Raw genomic sequence first — 19,074 nt, 5'->3', positions numbered from 1 at the left:
CCTTGAATCCGGGTCATGCCGGCAGCGCGTTGCCGGCCGCCTGGGCAGGCATGCACGCCTGGACGGCTTGCAAGAGCGTGTCACGCGTAAAGGGCTTGGCAAGGTGATCGCGCGCGCCGACCAGGCGCCCGCGCGAGCGGTCGAACACGCCGTCGCGCGAGGACAGCATGACCACGGGAATGGCGTGGAAACGCGGACTTTTCTTGATCAGCGAGCAGGTCTGGTAGCCGTCGAGACGCGGCATCAGGATGTCGCAGAAGATGAGATCGGGACGCATGTCGCCGACCTTGGCAAGCGCTTCGAAACCATCCTCGGCAAGCACGACCTGATAGCCCGCCTGCGACAGGAAGATCTCCGCCGTACGGCGGATGGTGCTGGAATCATCGATCACCAGCACTTTGCGCGACGATGCCGGCGCGGACGCCGGCTCCGGTTCCGGCTGCGCGCTGGCGCCGGCATTGACCCAATGGTTTTCTGTTGGTTGTGCGACCCGCATGTTGTTCCCGCGACCAGCGTCTCCCTGCGGAGCACCGGCAATCTCTTGAGAACACCCGCGCGGAACGGCCTGGCCTGGCCAGCCGCCCCGACGGAACCCCGAATAATCTTCCCTGCAAAAGGCCGGTCATAAGACCGGCCTGTGGCGGCACGTGGAACCCGCACCTGCCTTTCCGTCCTTTGCCACCCCCAAATGGCGGGATGGACGAAGGATCATTTTGCGACAGAGTGTGACAAGACGCCGGAGGGCCGTCAATCCGGAGCGACCGGCACGGTCCGGCGAATTGTCGCGTCGGCGCGACGCGGCGATGCCGCGCGCCCGACGCCCGCGAGCCGTGGCCTCAGATGGCCACCATCTCGAAATCTTCCTTGCGGGCCCCGCACTCCGGGCAGGTCCAGTTGATGGGCACATCTTCCCATTTGGTGCCCGGGGCAATACCGTCTTCCGGCGCGCCGGCAGCCTCATCGTAGATCCAGCCACAGATCAGGCACATCCAAGTCTTGTATTCCATAACAGGCTCTGGCCGCTCTCCATTAAAATTCAGCGCAGATGGTACCGAATCGGCGCCGACGGCGCCAGCCGCGTTAGCCAGAATCGTGCCAAATCCGCCGTGTTCGCGCACGTTAGCGTACAAATACGGGATAAAAGCCGCGCTATTCCCGCGCATTGCACCGCTTTGCCCATCCTTTGGCGCCAGTTCGCGTCCGCTTGAACGCGTTTCCCGAGTTTTAGACCAGGCAGACCATGTCCCGTAACCAGCAGCTCTTCGACCGTGCCCAGCAAACCATTCCCGGCGGCGTCAATTCGCCCGTGCGCGCCTTCCGCTCGGTGGGCGGCACGCCGCGCTTCATCACGCGCGCCGAAGGGGCCTATATGTGGGATGCCGAGGGCCAGCGCTACATTGACTACATCGGCTCCTGGGGCCCGATGATCGTGGGCCACGCCCACCCGGAGGTGGTGCGCGCCGTGCAGGAGACCGCCGCGCACAGCTTCTCGTTCGGCGCGCCGACCGAAGGCGAGATCGAGATGGCCGAGGAAATCTGCAAGCTGGTGCCGTCCATCGAACAGGTGCGGCTGGTTTCCTCCGGCACCGAGGCGACCATGAGCGCGCTGCGCCTTGCGCGCGGCTTCACCGGCCGCGACCTGATCATCAAGTTCGAAGGCTGCTACCACGGCCATGCCGACAGCCTGCTGGTCAAGGCCGGCTCGGGCCTGCTGACCTTTGCCGACACCACGCAGAACGCGCCGTCCTCGGCAGGCGTGCCCGCCGACGTGACGCGCCACACCATGGTGCTCGAGTACAACAACGTCGAGCAGCTGGAGCAGGCGTTCGCCAAGCACGCGGGCGAGATCGCCGCCGTGATCGTCGAGCCGGTCGCCGGCAACATGAACCTGGTGCGTGCGAGCGACGCCTTCCTGAAGGCCATGCGCGAACTATGCACGCGCGACGGTGCCGTGCTGATCTTCGACGAAGTCATGACCGGCTTCCGCGTGGCGCTGGGCGGCGCCCAGGCGCACTACGGCATGACGCCGGACCTGACCTGCCTGGGCAAGGTCATCGGCGGCGGCATGCCCGCGGCGGCCTTTGGCGGCCGGCGCGACATCATGGCCAGGCTGGCGCCGCTGGGCGGCGTGTACCAGGCCGGCACGCTGTCTGGCAACCCGCTGGCGGTGGCCGCTGGCCTGACCACGCTGCGGCTGATCCAGGCGCCCGGCTTCTATGACAAGCTTGCCGCACAAACCCGCAAGCTGGCCGATGGCCTGGGCGAAGCCGCCCGCGCCGCCGGCGTGCCCTTTGCCGCCGACGCGATCGGCGGCATGTTCGGCCTCTACTTCCGCGAAGGCGTGCCGGGCAGCTTTGCCGAAGTCACGAAAAGCGATACCGCGCGCTTCAACCGCTTCTTCCACGCCATGCTCGATAACGGCGTGTACCTGGCACCGTCGGCCTTCGAGGCGGGCTTTGTCTCGGCCTGCCACGACGACGCCATCCTGCAGGCCACGCTGGACGCCGCGCGCAAGGCCTTCGCGGCCTGACGCGGACCGCTCCCCCGGGTCGCCGCCGGCGGTAACGCGCCGTGCGCTACACTTGAGATTCGCCTCAACCCGGGAGCCCCCGATGCGCGCCTCACTGCCCCTGCCCTCCTCCTCGAACCGGGCTGCCGGCTGGTTCCGCTGGCTGCTGCTGGCCTGCCTGGCCAGCCTGCTGTCGGCCTGCGGCTATAACGACTTCCAGACCAAGGACGAGGCGGTCAAGGCGGCCTGGGGCGAGGTCGTCAACCAGTACCAGCGGCGCGCCGACCTGATCCCCAACCTGGTCAACACGGTCAAGGGCTACGCCACGCACGAGCGCGAAACGCTCGAGGCCGTAACCAAGGCACGCGCCGCCGCCACCAGCATCCAGGTATCGCCCGAGACCCTGAACGATCCTGAAGCGTTCAAGCGCTTCCAGCAGGCCCAGGGCGAGTTGTCCGGCGCCCTGTCGCGCCTGCTGGCGGTGTCCGAGAACTACCCGCAGCTGAAGGCCGATGCCTCGTTCCGCGACCTGCAATCGCAGCTCGAAGGCACCGAGAACCGCATCACCGTGGCCCGCCAGCGCTACATTGTTGCCGTGCGCGACTACAACGTGCTCGCGCGCAGTTTCCCCACCAATCTCACGGCCATGGTGTTCAAGTACGAGGTCAAGCCTTCGTTCGCGGTGGAAAACGAGAAGGCCATCTCCACACCGCCGGCCGTCAAGTTCTGACAGCAAGGCAATCATGGGCACCCTGATGGATTTGCCCGCCTTCCGATCCTGGCGCCACTGGCTGGCCGCGCTGCTCTGGCTGGCCAGCGCGCTGGCTATGCCGGCCCTGGCGGCCAATGACGGTTTCGTACCGGTGCCGCCACTGACGCAGCGCGTCACGGACCTGACCAACACCCTATCCGCCCCCCAGCGCACCGCGCTGGAAAACGTGCTGGCCGAGTACGAGCAGCAGCGCGGCAGCCAGATCTTCGTCCTGATGCTGCCGACCACCGAGCCCGAGACCATCGACGCCTACAGCATCCGCGTGGCCGACGCCTGGCGCGCCGGGCGCAAGGGCATCGACGACGGCGTGATCGTCCTGATTGCCAAGGACAACCCGCCGGGCTTGCGCAAGATGCGGCTGGAGGTTGGCCGCGGCGTGCAGGGCTCGCTCACGGACGCCATGTCCAAGCGCATCCTGCAGGACATCATGGCCCCGCACTTCCGCCAGAACGACTTTTATGGCGGGCTGTCGGCCGGCATTTCCGCGATCCAGGCCACCATCGACAAGGAAGGCCTGGCCGGCCCGCAGCCGCGCAAGCAGGAATCGTCATTCTGGTCGGACTGGCTGCCGGTGCTGTTTCCGCTGGCCATCATCGTGTTCTTCTTCCTGACGGCCGCCACGCGGCGGCGCGGTCCGCAGATCATCACCACGCCGCGCGGCCGCGACGTGATCGCGGGCGGACTCGGCGGACTGGGCGGCTACGGCATGGGCAGCGACTGGGGACGTCGCGGCGGCTTCGGCGGCGGCGGTGACTTCGGTGGCGGCTCGGGCGGCGGGGGTGGCTTCAGCGGCGGAGGCGGCGGCGGCTTCGACGGCGGCGGCGCCTCCGGCAACTGGTAAGGAGAGCGGACCATGGCATCGCTGCGACGCGCGCTGCGCCACCTCGGCACCACCGCCGGCACCGCCCGCCGTTATTTCCCGGCACCGGCGCAGCAGCAACTGCACGACGCCGTGCACGCCGGCGAAGCGCGCCACCGCGGAGAGATCCGCGTGGTCATCGAATCCAGCCTGCCACTGGGCCATGCCTGGGGCGGCACCACGGCGCGAGCGCGGGCGCGTGCCCTGTTCGGTGCGCTGGAGGTGTGGAATACGGAAGAGCACACGGGGGTGCTGCTCTACATCAACCTGGCGGATCATGCGGTGGAGTTGCTGGCCGACCGGGGCATCGATGCCAGCGTGGGTGCCGACACGTGGCGCGCGCTTTGCGATGAACTGGCGCAGGGGCTGGCCCGGGACCTGTCCGTGCGTCCGGTGCTGGCAGCCGTGGCGAGCATTCATGACCTGCTGGCGGCGCACTTCCCCTCCGATGGTGGCCGCAACCCGAACGAGCTGGACGACCGGCCGCTGGTGCTTTAGACCGGTCCGAACGCAGAGGCCGGCATCTCGCGCATTCTATTCCCGGCTGCGTCATTTCAATACGGATTCGACACGTGGCGCTGCACGCGTCATTGGTGTAACGCGGCACCTGTTCACGCGCGAAACATCCCTATGCCCGATATGGCGCCAGGCGTGCGCCAACTAAGCTGATTGCACAACGGGATTGCAGCGAAAAAGGCGGAGCGCCTGACTTCCGCGCGAACGGGGGAAACATGTCGGAAAGCCTGGTACAAGCGGGTCAAGCGGGTCAAGCGTGCGTCGCGCCAAAGATCAACTTCCGCGAGCTGGTATTGGAGTGCGCGCTGAGGTCCACTACGGCGCTGCTCCTTGGCGGCTTCGCGTATGGCGCCATTCGGCACTGGCTCACAGCGCCATCGCGCATCACCCTGCTTTTGCTCGTGCTGGCGAACTGCCTGACGCTCGGCCTGAGCCTGTTTGCGCGCGTTCCGAAGAAGCGCGACTGGAATCCAGTCACCGTGCTCTGCTCGCTGGGCGGTACCTACTATTTCCTTGCCATCGAACTGGCGCCCGGCGCGCACCTTGTGCCGGAAGCATTTGGCGCGGCCCTGCTGGCCGCGGGGATTGCCTGGCAGATCTACGCAAAGCTTTCGCTGCGTTTGTCGTTCGGCATCCTGCCAGCGAATCGGGGAATCGTGTCGAACGGCGCTTACCGCTTCATGCGCCATCCGATTTACCTGAGCTATTTCGTCGCCGACATGGGTTTTCTGTTCACCAACTTCGGGCTGCAGAACTTGCTGGTCTATGCGGGCCTGTACACGCTGCAGGTCATGCGGATCAGCCGCGAGGAAGCGCTGTTGTTGGACGACCCCGAATACCGCCTGTATCGCGAGAAAGTGCGGTTCCGGGTCATCCCGGGAATCTACTGAGCTGGATCAACGGGAACGCCGCGCCCCCATGGCGTACCACGCCGCCGCAAGTGCCTGCAGCACCACCAGCCCGCTCCACGCCACCCTATGCGCCTGCATGGGATAGCAGCCGCCGACCGCCGGCCACAGATCGAGCACGAAGCCCACGCCCACCTGGCAGGCAAAGGTGGCGAGGAACACCGTCAACGTGAGCGCCGTGGTGGCGCGGCCGATCAGCGCATCGGGAAAGCTGCGCGCCAGCACGGCGTAGGTCAGGATACCGCTCGAGCCGAACACCCCGTAAGCCGCCCACAGCAGCGCCGGTGGCAGTGGCACCTGCGCCAGCAGCAGCACCTGGACCACGATAAACGCCGTCATGCCCGCCCCGGCAAAGGCATACAGGCTGATGCCCGCCCGCTCGAGGTGTCGCGCGGCCCACCCCGAGCCGACGCAGCCCACCATCATGGCAATGCCGATCACCGACACCAGCCGCGCGCTGGCGGCCGGCCCGAAGCCCCCGACGTCCCGCAGGAAAGCGCCCACCCACAAGGTCTGTACCGCCAGGAATACGCCCTGGTTCAGCAACGTCAGCGGCACCACGCGCCAGAAACGCTCGCTGGCCAGGATCTGGCGCGTACCGCGCAACTGCTCGCGCAGGCTTTCCTTGCCGGCGCGCGGCTTGTCCGGAACGCCGAACCACAGCAGCCCCGCCATCGCGAGCGTCACGCCCGCCAGCCCGGCACTGACCATGCGCCAGTCCGCCACCGAAAGCAGCCACGCCAGCGGCGTGCCCACCAGCACGGCACCGAGGCCGCCGATGGCCATCACCACGCCATTGAGCAGCGGCATGCGCGACAAGGGAAACCACATCGACAGCGCCTGGATTGCCGCGCCCAGACAAACCGACACGCCGACGCCGATCAGCATCCGGCCGGCAGCGAGGCCCGCCATGCCAGGCGCCAGCGCGAACACCAGCGAGCCGGCAACCGCCACGAGCAACATCGCAGCCTCGGTGCGGCGCGGGCCATAACGGTCCAGCAGGATGCCCGCCGGCAGTTGCGCACAGGCGAAGCCAAGGAAATAGAAACTCGTCAGCAGTCCCAGGTCGCCGGCACTGAGGCCCAACTCGCGTGTCAGGTGCGGCGCAAACCCAAGGTTGACGCCACGGAACACATAGGACACCAGGAAGCCCAGCGAAAACACGGCCAGCACGCGCCAGCGGGGATCGGAAGCACGCTTTGCGTGCGGGGACGCAGAGGAGAGGTTGGGAGGAGCGGTCATCGTCATGGGCTGGATTGTGCAACAGGTGCGCCAGGAGTGGCGGCGGACTCCGCTACGCCTGCCAAAGCCACGACGTATCACTCTTGAAATTGTTTTGATGCCCAATGTTGGCAATACAAATCAATTTCGTTTGATGCAACGAACCACAGCGGATCAGCGTTCGGTCAAAAGGCACCATTACCGTGGCAAGCCCCGGCGCCGACACTCTTCGGCGGTCAGAGTTTCACGGATGCAACCGATTTGCGCGGTCATGCCAACTACCGTGCAATTTCTACCCATCCCATCCATAGAGATGAGATGTGGTGGATGGCAGTTGGTGGCCTCATCCGCCGACTCGTGCAAAGGCGTGTCATCGCGCCGCCACGCGCACGGCGACAAGATCAAAAGAAGCCACAACGCCGATTGCGCCTGGGGATAACCCGGTCAGTGAAGTGCGCTTACGTGTAATCGCCTCGGTTACCTGTTACACACGCGCAACCATTCGGAGGTCTCTTTCGCGTGCCGACTCAGTGTCGTGGCCCTCAGGCGTTTCCAACAGCGCTCCCCACGTCCGGAGGGACCGACCGACTGGAAATGCCCCTTCATCCACAAGTGGATGAGTATGAGTGTCGTTTGCACCGTTTGTGCGCCACGCCCAGCCGCACGCGACGACCCGAGCAGTAACAAAAATGGAACATTTTGACTTTCCCACGCCCGGGCAATTTTCGGAGAACCAGAATTTCCCCTTTGATTTCATGCGTTTAACCGGCTCTGGCACATTCGTCGCGAATATGTCCTCGCGAACATGAAGCCTGGAATTGGGGAAGTCTGAAACCGAAGCGCCAACACACTGGCAAACGTTCGACGGAGATCAGTTTCAGAACGACCCCGCTTCCCAGGGCGGGATTCGGGCTGGTGCTGTAAGCGCAGGGCCGCGCGGAAGGGAACGGCTCGCACCGACGCATACCGTTGTGGTCTGAGCCGGGAAGTACAGGTGAGGTCTTTCAGGAAACCACGGGTCGCGCCAGCGCGGGCGGCCCGTGCAACCTGGACAGTCAAAGCCAGTCATGGATGACCATGGCGGCGATGGGGACCGCGAACAGAGCGGGATGCCGGTGCGCCGGCATCACAAGGGGTGTAGCCAGGCCTGCATGGCAGGCCTGGCAAAAAACAGAATTCGGGAAAGACGCCTGGCCGACGCGGCATCGACGCGGCCGGAGCGGGCCTGAGGGCCACCGAATCCGGTGTCCGGCAATTGCTGGCAGCGGTTTCGTCAATAAAAAGATCCGGGGAAATCGTATGAGCGCTTACGCCAACCGTCCGCTGCTCTACTTGTCGCAGCATCACGACGCCACACTGTGCCGGGCTCTGTCGCAACGCGGCTGGAAGATCAGCTTTGCGTCGAGCCTGCATGATCTCGACGCGCTTTCGCACAATCCACAGGCCTGTGCCGCGCTGCTCGATCTCCACAGCGGGTTCAGCGACGCCGAGCTGGAGTCCTTCGAGCCCTGGCTATCGCATCCGCTGCTGAGCTGGATTGGCATCGTCGCGAGCCGCGACGCGCTGAGCGATGCGGCGCGCCGCCTGCTTGGGCTTTACTTTGTCGACTACTACACCGCCCCGTTCGAGCTGGCGCATCTGGCGCATTCGCTCGGCCACGCGCAAGGCATCGCGCAGATGCGCCCCGCCGCGCAGCGCGCGGGTGCAAGCAGCGCGCGGCCGGACGGCATGATCGGTAATTGCCAGGCCATGCAGGCACTGTTCCGCGGCATCGAGAAAGTGTCGCTCTGGGACACGCCAGTACTGATCTCGGGCGAATCGGGCACCGGCAAGGAACTCGCCGCGCAGGCGATCCACCGTGCCAGCGACCGCGCGCAAAAGCCCTTTGTCGCCGTCAACTGCGCCGCCATCCCGCCCACGCTGCTCATGTCGGAACTGTTCGGCTACGAGCGCGGCGCGTTCACGGGCGCGGCCAGGCGCAAGTTCGGCCGCATCGAGATGGCCCAGGGCGGCACGCTGTTCCTGGACGAAATCGGCGACATGCCCCTGGAAAGCCAGACCAGCCTGCTGCGCTTCCTGGAAACCGGCAAGATCGAGCGCCTGGGCGGCACCGAATCCATCGAGGTGGACGTACGCATCATCTCAGCGACACACGTCGACCTGGAAGCGGCGATCGCGGCCGAACGGTTCCGCGGCGACCTGTACCACCGCCTGTGCGTGCTGCGCGTACGCCAGCCACCGTTGCGCGAGCGTGGCAGCGACCTCATGCTGCTTGCCGAACATATGCTCGCCGGCGTGCGCAAGCAGTCGCCGAACCACATCAGGGGCTTCTCGCCAACGGCGCTGCGCGCGATCCAGCTGCACAACTGGCCTGGCAATGTGCGCGAGTTGATCAACCGGATTCGGCATGCGGCGGCGATGTGCGAGGACGGAGTGATACAGCCGGAAGACCTGGAGCTGGCGGCGCCCGCCGAAGAACGGCCGCTGACGCTGGCAGCGATCCGCGAGGCCGCCGAGCAGAGCGCGATCGTGGAGGCGCTGCAGCGCAACCATGAGCGGCTGATCGATGTCGCGGCAGAGCTGGGGATTTCGCGGGTGACGTTGTTCAGGCTGATGCGGGATTACAAGCTGCAGGTGAGGAAGGGGGATCTGGGGCTGGTTTGCGTGCAGGGGTAGGGTCCTGCCAACACTCCAGGGTACAGCCATGCTGCCTGCCATCCGAGAACGCCTGCCTGGCAGCCACACGCTTGTCAGGCTGTTCCGGTTTGGCGTGTCCGGCATCATCGCAACAGGCATCCACGTGGCCGTGGCCACGTTCCTGATCTATCTGTTCGATGCGTCGCAGGTCGGCGCCAACGGCATAGCGTTCATCATCGCCAATGTCGGCTCGTATCTGCTCAACACGCTATGGAGCTTTGGCAGTACACCAGGGCGCGACAGCTATCTGCGATTTCTCCTGGTATCTTTGCTCGGACTTCTGCTGACACTGGGCATCTCGAAGGCCGCCGACATCCTCGGTGTGGACTACTGGGTAGGCCTTGCCTGCATCCTGTCCGTCGTGCCACCGGTCACGTTTGTGCTGCACCGGTCGTGGACGTATCGCTGAAACACGCCGCTCCAGTCCTTCCTTGCAGTGAAACTCCCGGGCGCTGGGCCAGCGGACGCCAGTGGTCCTTCTACTTCTGCTGGCAGCCAGCTGGTGTCGGCATCAGCCTGCAGCCGCATATGAGCGCTTCCAAGTCCTCCGCGGCCATCTCGCCCATCTCTTGAAACGCCAGGGCACTATCCCCCCTTCGCCGATGTCAGCCGAATTACGCGGCTATCGCCCTGCGCCCAGCGTTTCGGACGAGTCTCCTGATACCGACGCCTCACCAGGTAGATTGGCCGCCCCTTGGCTTCATCGTAGATGCGGCCGATATACTCGCCGACCACGCCAAGTCCGATCAGCTGGATGCCGCCGAGAAACAGCACCACGGAAAGCAGGGACGCATAGCCGGGAACAACGACCCCGAAGATCAGTGTCCGCGCCACGATGAAGGTGCCGTAGACAAAGGCGCTGAGGGCGATCAGCAGGCCGATATACGTCCAGCTGCGCAGCGGCAGCGTGCTGAAGCTGGTAATGCCCTCGAGCGCGAGGTTCCACAAGCGCCAGCCGGAGAACTTCGAGCGGCCCGCGCTGCGCGGCTCACGCTCGTAGCTCACGATCGCTGTCTTATAGCCCACCCACGCAAACAAGCCCTTCATAAAGCGATGCCGCTCCGGCAGCTGCTTGAGCGCGTTGATCACCACACGGTCCATTAAGCGGAAGTCCCCAACGTTCACGGGCAGCTTCAGGTCGGACAACCGGTTATGGATGCGGTAATAGCTGGCCGCCGTCACGCGCTTGAGCCAGGAATCACACTCGCGGCTGCTCCGCTGCGCCAGCACGACTTCCGCGCCCTCGCGCCAGCACGCGACAAGCTCCGGGATCAGCGAGGGTGGATCCTGCAGGTCCACGTCCATGGGGATCACGGCATCGCCCAGGGCTTCATCGAGCCCCGCAGTCAATGCGGCTTCCTTACCGAAATTGCGCGTCAGGTCGACTACGCGCACCCGTTCGTCGCAATGCGCGTAGGCCAGCATCTGGTCCAGTGTGTCGTCCGAACTGCCATCGTTCACGAGTACGATCTCGAAGCGGATGCGGTCGATGGATTCGAGGATCGGGATGACGCAATCGAAGAACCCCGCGATGCTTGACGACTCGTTGTAGCAAGGGACAACGAGTGAAAGCAATCTGAAATCGTATGGACCCGACATGATTCTCTCCCCGAGGCGGCGTGAGTGTTACCACGCCGTAGCCAATTCATCTTATGCACTTCCGTATTAAGCAATTCAGGCCTGATAGCGAAGCCTATGAATGGTGACCATCACAAGGCCAGACAGCCTCCGTGCACCGATGGCACAGCCGCCGAATTCCCAGGGCCGCTGATCAATCTTCAGCGCACTGGCGCGCATCGCCCCACATCAGTCAGCCGATGTCCGGCCCATGCGCTCCAGCCGGATGCGCCAAACGCCCAGCGCCAGCGTTACGATCAGCCCGATCGGCATCAACTGGATGCCGATCCAATCGCCCACCAGCAGCCCGTACAAGGGCAGTAGCCATAGCACTACCAGCAGTTCACGTTGGCCAGTCAGCCATCCGCAACGATTGGCATGAATACCCGACCACGCCATGGCAATTCCCAGGAAAGCCAGGTCGTAGTCGTACAGGTAGGGGGGGACCAGCAGCATTGCAGTCGACAGCACCGCGGCGCGAAGCGCGAAGCTGCATGGACGCGACCATGCGTAGATCACGGCGGCCACGGCTGCGCAGGCGCATATCGCATGCACGACATAAGGCAACAGGATGCCTCCGAACAGCAACTTGGCGGCTGCAAACATCGTCGGCATCCGGATGAGCGGTGCGGTACCGTTCTCGACTGCCGCGCGCGCAACCCCTGTTGCGCTCAGGAATGCCAGGAACGGCTCGACACCGAAGCAGGCCAGCGACAGCACCGCCAGTGCCGTTGCGCTTGCTGCCATCCCCAGCAACGCGCGCCACTGACCGGCACAGAGCAATGCAAGCGGAAACATGATTGCAATGTGCGGCTTGACCGTAACAAGCCCGAGCAACACACCGGCCACCACCGGGCGTTGGCGCAGGAGTGTCAGCGCCAGGCCAGCGGTGCCGGCAAGCCAGAGCGCGTTCTGCCCTGTCGCAATGCCTACGGCAACCCCCGGGAAGCCAAGTGCCGCAATCCACGCGCCACGCCACGGCAGTGTCCGGGACATTGCCCACCCATACCAGCTCGCACCACCCAACAGGAACAGAAAGGCAGCGGCCCCGTAAGGCAGCAAACCGAGTGGCAGGAGGGGCAGCAGGAATGTAGGCGGATACAGCCACGGCAGTGCGCCGCCGCCCGCCAGCACCTCAGGCACAGTTGCAATCTCTTTAGCCTGGAGCAGGTCAAGGCTGTACGGAGCGGCCGCTCCATGCTCGAGCGCAACGCTCGCCGCACTCCAGAAGACGACGAAATCTGCGCCCGGCGGGAAAAGTCCAGCGATGTTCAGTATCCAGGCACGATACATCCAGATGCCAAAAAACACTGCGTAACAGATCAGCGCCGCGCACGAATACAACCGCATGCGCTCCGCATCGAGCCAGTGCTCGTCGGCCGCGGGGAACCATGGCTTGCTGCCTGCTAAGTGTTCAAAGGCCATTTCGTTGGCTCCCACGACTCTCATTCACGACCGACGCGACCGGCCAGCCCCAGCCTAACCCGCACCAGCCGCCGTGTGCCCTGCACCTGCCGACAAGCTTCGTCGACGCTTGGCTGACCTCATTCGACACCCCTGCCCTCGGCCCGCTCCTGATGGCTCAGTGTTGTCGCGCGTTCGCGGAAGTGCAAGCCAACCGATGCGTCTAGAAGGCGCGCGCGCTCATTGTTCGAAGCGCTTCCGCCAGCAACGTTTCTTTGTTGAATCATGCGGCCCCGGTTGCCGAAAGCCCCAGTACTCACAATAGGTTGACGACGACTCTGACTACGCGTTTGCCACAGCGCGGACGCTGCTGCGCGGGCATGTTGTTTCTATCGAGAAACGCGGGCCCTGGCGCACTGGCGCCTCATCCATTAGGCGGCCCCATGCGGCAGTGCCGCGTCGTGAAGGCAGATATTGTCCTCCCCCTGCCGGATGCGTTTTGCCCGGCTCACTGGCTTCCTCATGCTTTTGGCTGAATGCAACGCGCCGCCCCCCCACGGTTGCGGGCAGCGACCCATGCCACGCCCTAATCCATCGGTTCCCTCATCCAAATTAGCCTGTGCGGCGCGCGTTTCCAGCCGGCAACGAAGTACGGCCCGGAATCCGTCCTCCACGCCGACGAGGCCGGTCGGATGACACCTGGGTCTCCGCAAACCCTTGTGGGACAACAGTTTCGTACCGCCTGGCCCGCCATTTGCCTATGCCAAGCCGTGCGGCACTTGCAGTCAGCAGGATTGCCGCAATGTCGGCGCAGCTGGCCGGCACCAAAAAACACACGGGGAATATCTGCCATGCCTGTCACCCGCCGACCCGGTTTGCGACATCGGAACGCCAGCCACGCTGCCAGCTCCCTCAGCGGCGGCGGTGTGCCGTTCCGCTGCATGGCACTGGTCTGCCCGAGCCATGCGCAGCACTCGGCGCGTTGCATGCATGCCTCGGCACAACGCCGGCTGCAGGCGCGCACCCCGCAGGGTATGCAAAGCGGCGCCGGCCGCTGGCCATTTCATGCGTGCGCCATCTGCGCGCCGCCGTGCTACCACACCGCCAGGGATTGATCCACGTTGCGAGCGTTCCCTGACCTTAGTTCTGCGGTCCTGCAGTACCGAGTTCTTGTTCCTGAAAAAAGGAGATTGTCATGCAAACCCTGACCACCATGTTCAAGCAATTCATCCGCGACGAAGAGGGCGTGACTGCCATCGAATATGGCCTGATTGCTGCCCTGATTGCCGTCGTCATCATCGCGTCGGTCGCTATCGTCGGCACGCAGTTGAACAGCACGTTCTCCAAGATCGGCAGCAGTCTCACTAGCGCTAACGGCTAATACCTGGGGAGCCCGCATGGCTGGCCAACACCGATCAGCCATGCGGCCAGCACAACGCTCAGCACAACAGCTCCATCACCGGGAACGCGAAATGCAAAAGCTCCTCAACCTGACCGCGGATCTCTTGCACGATGACGCGGGTGTCACGTCCATTGAGTACGCGTTGCTCGGCATGCTTATCGCGGTCGCCATTGTCGCCTCCGTCTCCTCGGTCGGGGATGCCGTCAAGACTTTGTATGAATCCATCGCCGCCAAGATGCCGTGATGCATCCTGGTCAATGAATCTACTGCCGCCCAAACTACCAGTCCCTAGCGCCATGCCAACCGCCACCGTCGCCGCCTCCATTGGCCCCGCCACCATCGTCATCGTGTCGATCGCAGCGGCCATTGACCTGGACCGGCGTCGCATTCCGAACTGGCTGACCCTCGGGTCATGGATTGCGGCCTTGCCAATGCAGGTTGCCATCCACGGAATCACCGCGGGCTCGCTGGCGTGGCTGTGGGGGTGGATCGCTGGCCTGATCATCTTCCTGCCTTTTTACCTGCTGCGAGGCATGGCTGCTGGCGACGTCAAGCTGATGGCAGCCGTCGGTGCCTGGCTCGGTGCAAGCATGGTGCCGTCGATCGCCATTGCAACCTGGCTGATCGGCGGAGTCTGGGCACTGGCAGTGCTTCTCGTCACCGGACAAACGCGCGCGACGTTCTCGAACGTCGGCAACATGCTGCTGAATGCGGCCATTCAACGCCGCGTCGGGCTGGCTAACGCCGAGGGCAAATCATCCGCTGCTTCCATACCTTATGGTGTCGCCATCGCCGGTGGCACCCTGGCCATTCTTTTTTTCGGTACGTGAAACAGCCAACACAACCGCGCCTGCAGTGTCGGGTGCCTCGATGAGAACACGCAGATCCGCAAACAGGGGGCGGCAATGAACGAGCATCACGACGTGGGACACGCACCTCGACACCTGGAGCCCGTCCCGGCTGGAAAGAGCACCGGCGGCGACCACAGCTCGGTACCGCTGCCTCCCTGGCATGTGCTGCCGCGCACCATCGCCGATACCGGCCTTGAGATCGCCCAGCTGCTCGGCCTGTTAATGAAAGCGGCGTACCTGCACCGTACGGTTACCTTGGCAGTTTTGACGGATTCACTGAAGCTTCCTGCAGCGGTGGTCAACGAAATCGCCACTGTCGCGGTACGCGAGCGCTTGCTGGAAATTGCGCACCGCGGCGCCAGCGACCTCGACGTTCGCTTCCGCCTTACCGATGCCGGCTACACGCGCGCCGCCGAGGCGTCCGCGCGCTGCAGCTACAACGGTCCGGCACCGGTCAGCCTGGATGCTTACATCGAAGCCGTAAAGCACCACTCGGTCAGCCATGGCTCCGTCACCAAGGCCGACGTCACGGCGGCATTTCATGATCTCGTGATCCCGGTCCACTTGCTCGACGCGATCGGCATGGCGCTGAATACCTGCCGGGCGCTGATGATCTACGGCCCAGCTGGCAGCGGCAAGACCTACCTGGCGCAGCGCCTGGGCATGCTGCTGCCGGGAGCGGTGCCGGTGCCGCACGCGATCACCGTGGCCGGGGAAATCATTCAGGTGTTCGACCCCCTGGTGCATGTGCCATTCATTGACAGCGAGGCATCGATGGCACGCCGCTCGCTGGACCGCCGCTGGGTCCTGTGCCACCGCCCGGTAGTGTTGTCCGGCGGCGAACTCACGCTGGCCATGCTGGACCTGCGCTACGACCGCACCGCCGGCTTCTACCAGGCGCCGCCTCACATGAAGGCCAACAACGGTATCTACATTGTCGATGACCTGGGCCGGCAGCTGGTTGGAGTCGATGACCTGCTCAACCGCTGGATTGTGCCGCTGGACCGCTCGGTCGACATGTTCACGCTTCAGACCGGCGTGCGCTTCTCGGTGCCTTTCGACGTCTGGCCGGTGTTCTCGACCAACCTCGAGCCCTCGGCGCTCGGCGACGAGGCCTTCCTGCGCCGCCTCGGCAGCAAGCTCTACGTCGGGCCGCTGTCGCTCGATGACTACCGCGAGGTGTACCAGCGTACGGCCGCGGACTTCGGACTGACCAGCGCCGAAGCCGTCTTTGAATTCCTGGTCGACAGCCTGCACTACGAAAGCGACACGCCGCTGATGGCCTGCCTGCCGCGCGATCTGCTGCGGCTGGTGGCTTCGGGGGTGCGCTATCACGGCCATGCGCCACAGGTAACCCAGGAGGGACTGCTCGCCGCATGGCAAGCCTATTACGGATTGCGGAGCTCGGCCGAAGGCATGCCATCGGCCAGTACGCATCATCACTGGTCCATCGACCAGCGCGCGGCAAGCTGAACGTACCAGCTCACACGGAACTTCCAGGGGAGAGTCATCATGAAAAACACACGCGCAATCCTGATGCTGCTGATTGCCCTGCTCGCCGGCGTGGCGGCTGTGGTGTCGGCGTCGCGATGGCTGATGGAGCAATCGTCCAGTTCGGTCAAACAAGTGGTAGTGGCCGCCAATGACCTGAACCTGGGGCAGCCACTGAACGGCAGCCAGTTGCGCCTGGTCAGCTGGCCCACCGCCAGCGTGCCGCCAGGCGCGTTTGAAGACCTGAAGCTGCTCGAAGGCCGCGTGGTGCGGACCAGCCTGCAGCGCGGCGAACCTGTTCTCGATGCCAAGCTGGCACCCGTCGGCACCAAGGGCGGCCTGTCCGCCGTGATCAACGACGGCAAGCGTGCCATCACGGTGCGCGTCAACGACGTGGTCGGCGTGGCGGGCTTCGCGCTGCCAGGCAACTACGTCGACGTGATCGTCAATACCAACGAGGAAGCCAAGACCACGCAGAACAGCAGCATCTCGAAGATCGTGCTCGAGAAGATCCTGGTGCTGGCCGTGGCACAGCAGGTCAGCCGCGACGATACCCAGCCGAAGGTGGTCAATGCGGTGACGCTGGAAGTCACTCCCGACCAGGCCGAGAAGCTGGACGTGGCGCGCAGCGTGGGCACCCTGTCGCTGGTGCTGCGCAACCAGATGGACGTCGCCGACATCAATACCGGTGGCGCGACCAAGGGCACGCTGCTGGGCAAGGCGCCTGAAGCGCCGCAGGTCAAGGTGGTCACGCAGACGCAAACGCGCACCGTGGTCAAGACCCGCACGGTGGCGGCACAGCCGCACACAGGCAACTGTGTTGGCGTGCTCTCAGGCATCCAGGGCGGCGTCGAGTGCTTCTGAACTCGTACCGCACGGCATCGATGAATTTTGTGCTGTCACACAGCCTCTCCGGGGGGAGATTCAAAATGAACCAGAAACGATCCGAAGCCGCCGGCGGCACCCGCATCCTGGTGCTGGCTGCCATCCTCAGCACACCGCTGGCCGCGGCGGCGCAAACCGCCGTCGAGGCCGGCAACCTGACCCGTGCCACCGCGCCTTCGGCGTCGAAGGGGGCCCAGGCGCCGATGCAGATGACCATCAGCATGGCGCCTGCCGGCGCTGCGACCGCCGGCGCCGCTGCGCCGGTGCCGGCCGCGGACGCGCGTGGCCCGAATTGCACCGGCTCGGTCCGGGCTGAGTCGAGCGTGATCGTTCCGGTCGGCAAGTCGCAGCTGATCACGCTGCAGGAACCGGTAAAAAATCGCACGCTGGGCAACCCGAACGTAGTGCAGGCCACGATGGTATCGGCACAAACGCTCTATGTACTGGGGCGCGCAGTTGGAACCACCAACATGATCGTGCAGGGCCGTAGCGGCGGCTGCAGCATCATCAACGTCGTGGTCAACGCCGATGCCGGCGGTTTGCAGACATCGCTCGGCCAGCTCCTGCCCGGCGAACCCGGCATCAAGGTCATGACGGCTGCAGATAACCTGGTGCTGACCGGCAGCGTCACCAATTCGCAGGCCGCACTGCAGGCCATGGACATCGCACAGGCCTATGCCAACGCCGCGCAGGCTGGCGGTGGTGGCGACGCCAGCAAGAAGGGCGGCGTGCTGAACATGCTGTCCGTCGATACGCCGCAACAGGTGATGCTCGAAGTGAAGGTGGCGGAGGTCTCGAAGACGCTGCTGAACCAGCTCGGCTCATCGGTGAACCTGCAAGGCGGCTTCGGCTCCTGGACCGGCGGCCTGGTGACGTCGCTGCTGACCGGCGCCTCGGCGGCGATCTTCGGCAGCAAGGCCAACAACAAGCCTTTCCAGTTTGCCATTGACGCGCAGAAGAACGACAGCCTGGTGAAGATCTTGGCAGAGCCGAACCTGGTCACCATCAGCGGCCAGGAAGCCAGCTTCCTCGCCGGCGGGAAGATCTACATCCCGGTGGCGCAGGCCAACGTGCTGAACGGTGCCGGCACCGTCACGCTGCAGGAAGAAGAGTTCGGCGTGGGCCTGAAATTCACCCCCACGGTGCTCGCCAATGGCCGCATCCACCTGAAGGTGGCACCGGAAGTGTCCGAGCTGTCACCGACCGGCGCCACCGTCAGTGGCAGCAGCCTGGCGGGTCAGACTGTCTTGCCGCTCATCACGACCCGCCGCGCCTCCACCACCGTGCAGATGCGTGATGGCGAAAGCTTCGCCATCGGCGGCCTGCTGCAGGACAGCGCGCGCGGCTCGCTCAAGGCGCTGCCGGGTGCCGGCGAAGTGCCGGTGCTGGGCACGCTGTTCCGCAGCACGCAGTACCAGCAGGACCTGACCGAGCTCGTGTTCATCATCACGCCGCGCCTGGTCAAGCCGATGGCGACCAACAACTACCCGCTGCCGACCGACAGCTTCACCACGCCTGACCCGTTCTCGCTGTACTTCATGGGCAATATGGAAGGCCACCGCAATGCGCCGCCGGCGCCGGCCCCGTCGCAACCAGCCGCTCCGGCTCCGGCAGCAGCGCCCGCCACCGCGCCGTCGGCGCCGCGCAGCGAAGCCAATCCGGCCACGTCGATCTCGGCCACGCCGAATGGCCGGCCGCTGGAACAGCCCTCCACGGCGTCAGCTCCGTCCCCGGCGACGCCGCCCGCACCGGCCCCAACGGCCCCGCAGCCGGTGGCCGCCGCGCCCAAGGCGCCCGCTGCAACAGCGCGCAGCGTGGCGGCGATAGCGCCGCCGGAGGACTCGGCCTCGCGTATCGCCCGCATCGAAGCCACCGCCGCGCGCCTGGCGCAGGCCCGGACCACGGGCACGGCCAACGGCACCACGTCGGGCAGCAACTGAGC

Annotated in this window: 18 protein-coding genes; 13 read left to right on the top strand and 5 right to left on the bottom strand. The window is 64.9% G+C overall.

Translation table 11 applies throughout. The features are described from left to right. Window positions 1-13 precede the first annotated feature (13 nt). Window positions 14-496: a response regulator gene (locus ACIGJC_RS03695; RefSeq protein WP_483710679.1), complete on the bottom strand. Its 483-nt coding sequence runs from the start codon at window positions 494-496 to the stop codon at window positions 14-16. A 340-nt stretch (window positions 497-836) separates the two neighbouring features. Beyond that, complete coding sequence (locus tag ACIGJC_RS03690) at window positions 837-1,007, bottom strand: rubredoxin (RefSeq protein WP_008644874.1); 171 nt, start codon at window positions 1,005-1,007, stop codon at window positions 837-839. Window positions 1,008-1,240: 233 nt separating this feature from the next. On the opposite strand from ACIGJC_RS03690, the gene hemL reads away from it, so the two are divergent. The 5 genes from hemL to ACIGJC_RS03665 all read left to right on the top strand — a co-directional run bounded on the left by hemL (window position 1,241) and on the right by ACIGJC_RS03665 (window position 5,546). After that, window positions 1,241-2,530, top strand: a complete 1,290-nt coding sequence (hemL, locus tag ACIGJC_RS03685; RefSeq protein ID WP_483710678.1) for a glutamate-1-semialdehyde 2,1-aminomutase — start codon at window positions 1,241-1,243, stop codon at window positions 2,528-2,530. Between the two features lie 82 nt (window positions 2,531-2,612). Further along, window positions 2,613-3,239 (top strand): LemA family protein, encoded by a 627-nt coding sequence (locus ACIGJC_RS03680; protein ID WP_483710677.1) that lies wholly within the window; start codon window positions 2,613-2,615, stop codon window positions 3,237-3,239. A gap of 13 nt (window positions 3,240-3,252) precedes the next feature. Continuing rightward, window positions 3,253-4,122, top strand: coding sequence for a TPM domain-containing protein (locus ACIGJC_RS03675; protein WP_483710676.1), 870 nt, complete (start codon window positions 3,253-3,255; stop codon window positions 4,120-4,122). A 12-nt stretch (window positions 4,123-4,134) separates the two neighbouring features. Then, window positions 4,135-4,638 carry a TPM domain-containing protein gene (locus tag ACIGJC_RS03670; RefSeq protein WP_483710675.1) on the top strand — a complete coding sequence of 168 codons (504 nt, stop codon included), beginning with the start codon at window positions 4,135-4,137 and terminating at the stop codon, window positions 4,636-4,638. Window positions 4,639-4,871: 233 nt separating this feature from the next. Beyond that, window positions 4,872-5,546 (top strand): methyltransferase family protein, encoded by a 675-nt coding sequence (locus ACIGJC_RS03665; protein WP_483710674.1) that lies wholly within the window; start codon window positions 4,872-4,874, stop codon window positions 5,544-5,546. Between the two features lie 6 nt (window positions 5,547-5,552). Here the strand turns inward: ACIGJC_RS03665 and ACIGJC_RS03660 are convergent, their stop codons facing one another. Next, a complete protein-coding gene (locus ACIGJC_RS03660; RefSeq protein ID WP_483710673.1) occupies window positions 5,553-6,806 on the bottom strand; it encodes an MFS transporter in 1,254 nt (417 codons plus the stop codon). Window positions 6,807-8,084: 1,278 nt separating this feature from the next. Here ACIGJC_RS03660 and ACIGJC_RS03655 point away from each other — a divergent pair. Together ACIGJC_RS03655 and ACIGJC_RS03650 are read left to right on the top strand one after the other, a co-directional pair. Beyond that, window positions 8,085-9,461, top strand: coding sequence for a sigma-54 dependent transcriptional regulator (locus tag ACIGJC_RS03655; protein ID WP_483710672.1), 1,377 nt, complete (start codon window positions 8,085-8,087; stop codon window positions 9,459-9,461). A 28-nt stretch (window positions 9,462-9,489) separates the two neighbouring features. Next, the gene (locus tag ACIGJC_RS03650; RefSeq protein ID WP_483710671.1) at window positions 9,490-9,891 is read left to right on the top strand and encodes a GtrA family protein; all 402 of its coding nucleotides are present in this window, start codon (window positions 9,490-9,492) and stop codon (window positions 9,889-9,891) included. A gap of 176 nt (window positions 9,892-10,067) precedes the next feature. Here the strand turns inward: ACIGJC_RS03650 and ACIGJC_RS03645 are convergent, their stop codons facing one another. Together ACIGJC_RS03645 and ACIGJC_RS03640 are read right to left on the bottom strand one after the other, a co-directional pair. Next, window positions 10,068-11,081 (bottom strand): glycosyltransferase family 2 protein, encoded by a 1,014-nt coding sequence (locus tag ACIGJC_RS03645; RefSeq protein WP_483710670.1) that lies wholly within the window; start codon window positions 11,079-11,081, stop codon window positions 10,068-10,070. Window positions 11,082-11,288: 207 nt separating this feature from the next. Then, on the bottom strand, window positions 11,289-12,524 hold the full coding sequence (locus ACIGJC_RS03640) for a glycosyltransferase family 87 protein (protein WP_483710669.1): 1,236 nt from the start codon (window positions 12,522-12,524) through the stop codon (window positions 11,289-11,291). 1,174 nt (window positions 12,525-13,698) lie between these two features. On the opposite strand from ACIGJC_RS03640, the gene ACIGJC_RS03635 reads away from it, so the two are divergent. From ACIGJC_RS03635 to ACIGJC_RS03610, 6 genes are all read left to right on the top strand, one after another. After that, window positions 13,699-13,884 (top strand): Flp family type IVb pilin, encoded by a 186-nt coding sequence (locus tag ACIGJC_RS03635; protein WP_483710668.1) that lies wholly within the window; start codon window positions 13,699-13,701, stop codon window positions 13,882-13,884. 91 nt (window positions 13,885-13,975) lie between these two features. Further along, on the top strand, window positions 13,976-14,149 hold the full coding sequence (locus tag ACIGJC_RS03630) for a Flp family type IVb pilin (RefSeq protein WP_483710667.1): 174 nt from the start codon (window positions 13,976-13,978) through the stop codon (window positions 14,147-14,149). Between the two features lie 52 nt (window positions 14,150-14,201). After that, window positions 14,202-14,735: an A24 family peptidase gene (locus tag ACIGJC_RS03625; RefSeq protein WP_483710666.1), complete on the top strand. Its 534-nt coding sequence runs from the start codon at window positions 14,202-14,204 to the stop codon at window positions 14,733-14,735. A gap of 75 nt (window positions 14,736-14,810) precedes the next feature. Beyond that, window positions 14,811-16,229 (top strand): ATP-binding protein, encoded by a 1,419-nt coding sequence (locus tag ACIGJC_RS03620; RefSeq protein ID WP_483710665.1) that lies wholly within the window; start codon window positions 14,811-14,813, stop codon window positions 16,227-16,229. Between the two features lie 39 nt (window positions 16,230-16,268). Next, window positions 16,269-17,111 carry a Flp pilus assembly protein CpaB gene (gene cpaB, locus ACIGJC_RS03615; RefSeq protein WP_483710664.1) on the top strand — a complete coding sequence of 281 codons (843 nt, stop codon included), beginning with the start codon at window positions 16,269-16,271 and terminating at the stop codon, window positions 17,109-17,111. 65 nt (window positions 17,112-17,176) lie between these two features. Then, window positions 17,177-19,072, top strand: coding sequence for a type II and III secretion system protein family protein (locus ACIGJC_RS03610; RefSeq protein WP_483710663.1), 1,896 nt, complete (start codon window positions 17,177-17,179; stop codon window positions 19,070-19,072). The last annotated feature ends 2 nt before the right edge of the window (window positions 19,073-19,074 follow it).

This window comes from Cupriavidus sp. C3SS-1 (assembly GCF_057073755.1).
The sequence above is the reverse complement of the archived record's forward strand: the minus strand, read 5'-3'. Positions and strand labels throughout refer to the sequence as shown.

Coding starts and splice junctions, on each gene's coding strand:
- ACIGJC_RS03695 (WP_483710679.1), bottom strand. CDS start 496: ATGCGGGTCGCACAACCAACAGAAAACCATTGGGTCAATGCCGGCGCC.
- ACIGJC_RS03690 (WP_008644874.1), bottom strand. CDS start 1,007: ATGGAATACAAGACTTGGATGTGCCTGATCTGTGGCTGGATCTACGAT.
- hemL (WP_483710678.1), top strand. CDS start 1,241: ATGTCCCGTAACCAGCAGCTCTTCGACCGTGCCCAGCAAACCATTCCC.
- ACIGJC_RS03680 (WP_483710677.1), top strand. CDS start 2,613: ATGCGCGCCTCACTGCCCCTGCCCTCCTCCTCGAACCGGGCTGCCGGC.
- ACIGJC_RS03675 (WP_483710676.1), top strand. CDS start 3,253: ATGGGCACCCTGATGGATTTGCCCGCCTTCCGATCCTGGCGCCACTGG.
- ACIGJC_RS03670 (WP_483710675.1), top strand. CDS start 4,135: ATGGCATCGCTGCGACGCGCGCTGCGCCACCTCGGCACCACCGCCGGC.
- ACIGJC_RS03665 (WP_483710674.1), top strand. CDS start 4,872: ATGTCGGAAAGCCTGGTACAAGCGGGTCAAGCGGGTCAAGCGTGCGTC.
- ACIGJC_RS03660 (WP_483710673.1), bottom strand. CDS start 6,806: ATGACCGCTCCTCCCAACCTCTCCTCTGCGTCCCCGCACGCAAAGCGT.
- ACIGJC_RS03655 (WP_483710672.1), top strand. CDS start 8,085: ATGAGCGCTTACGCCAACCGTCCGCTGCTCTACTTGTCGCAGCATCAC.
- ACIGJC_RS03650 (WP_483710671.1), top strand. CDS start 9,490: ATGCTGCCTGCCATCCGAGAACGCCTGCCTGGCAGCCACACGCTTGTC.
- ACIGJC_RS03645 (WP_483710670.1), bottom strand. CDS start 11,081: ATGTCGGGTCCATACGATTTCAGATTGCTTTCACTCGTTGTCCCTTGC.
- ACIGJC_RS03640 (WP_483710669.1), bottom strand. CDS start 12,524: ATGGCCTTTGAACACTTAGCAGGCAGCAAGCCATGGTTCCCCGCGGCC.
- ACIGJC_RS03635 (WP_483710668.1), top strand. CDS start 13,699: ATGCAAACCCTGACCACCATGTTCAAGCAATTCATCCGCGACGAAGAG.
- ACIGJC_RS03630 (WP_483710667.1), top strand. CDS start 13,976: ATGCAAAAGCTCCTCAACCTGACCGCGGATCTCTTGCACGATGACGCG.
- ACIGJC_RS03625 (WP_483710666.1), top strand. CDS start 14,202: ATGCCAACCGCCACCGTCGCCGCCTCCATTGGCCCCGCCACCATCGTC.
- ACIGJC_RS03620 (WP_483710665.1), top strand. CDS start 14,811: ATGAACGAGCATCACGACGTGGGACACGCACCTCGACACCTGGAGCCC.
- cpaB (WP_483710664.1), top strand. CDS start 16,269: ATGAAAAACACACGCGCAATCCTGATGCTGCTGATTGCCCTGCTCGCC.
- ACIGJC_RS03610 (WP_483710663.1), top strand. CDS start 17,177: ATGAACCAGAAACGATCCGAAGCCGCCGGCGGCACCCGCATCCTGGTG.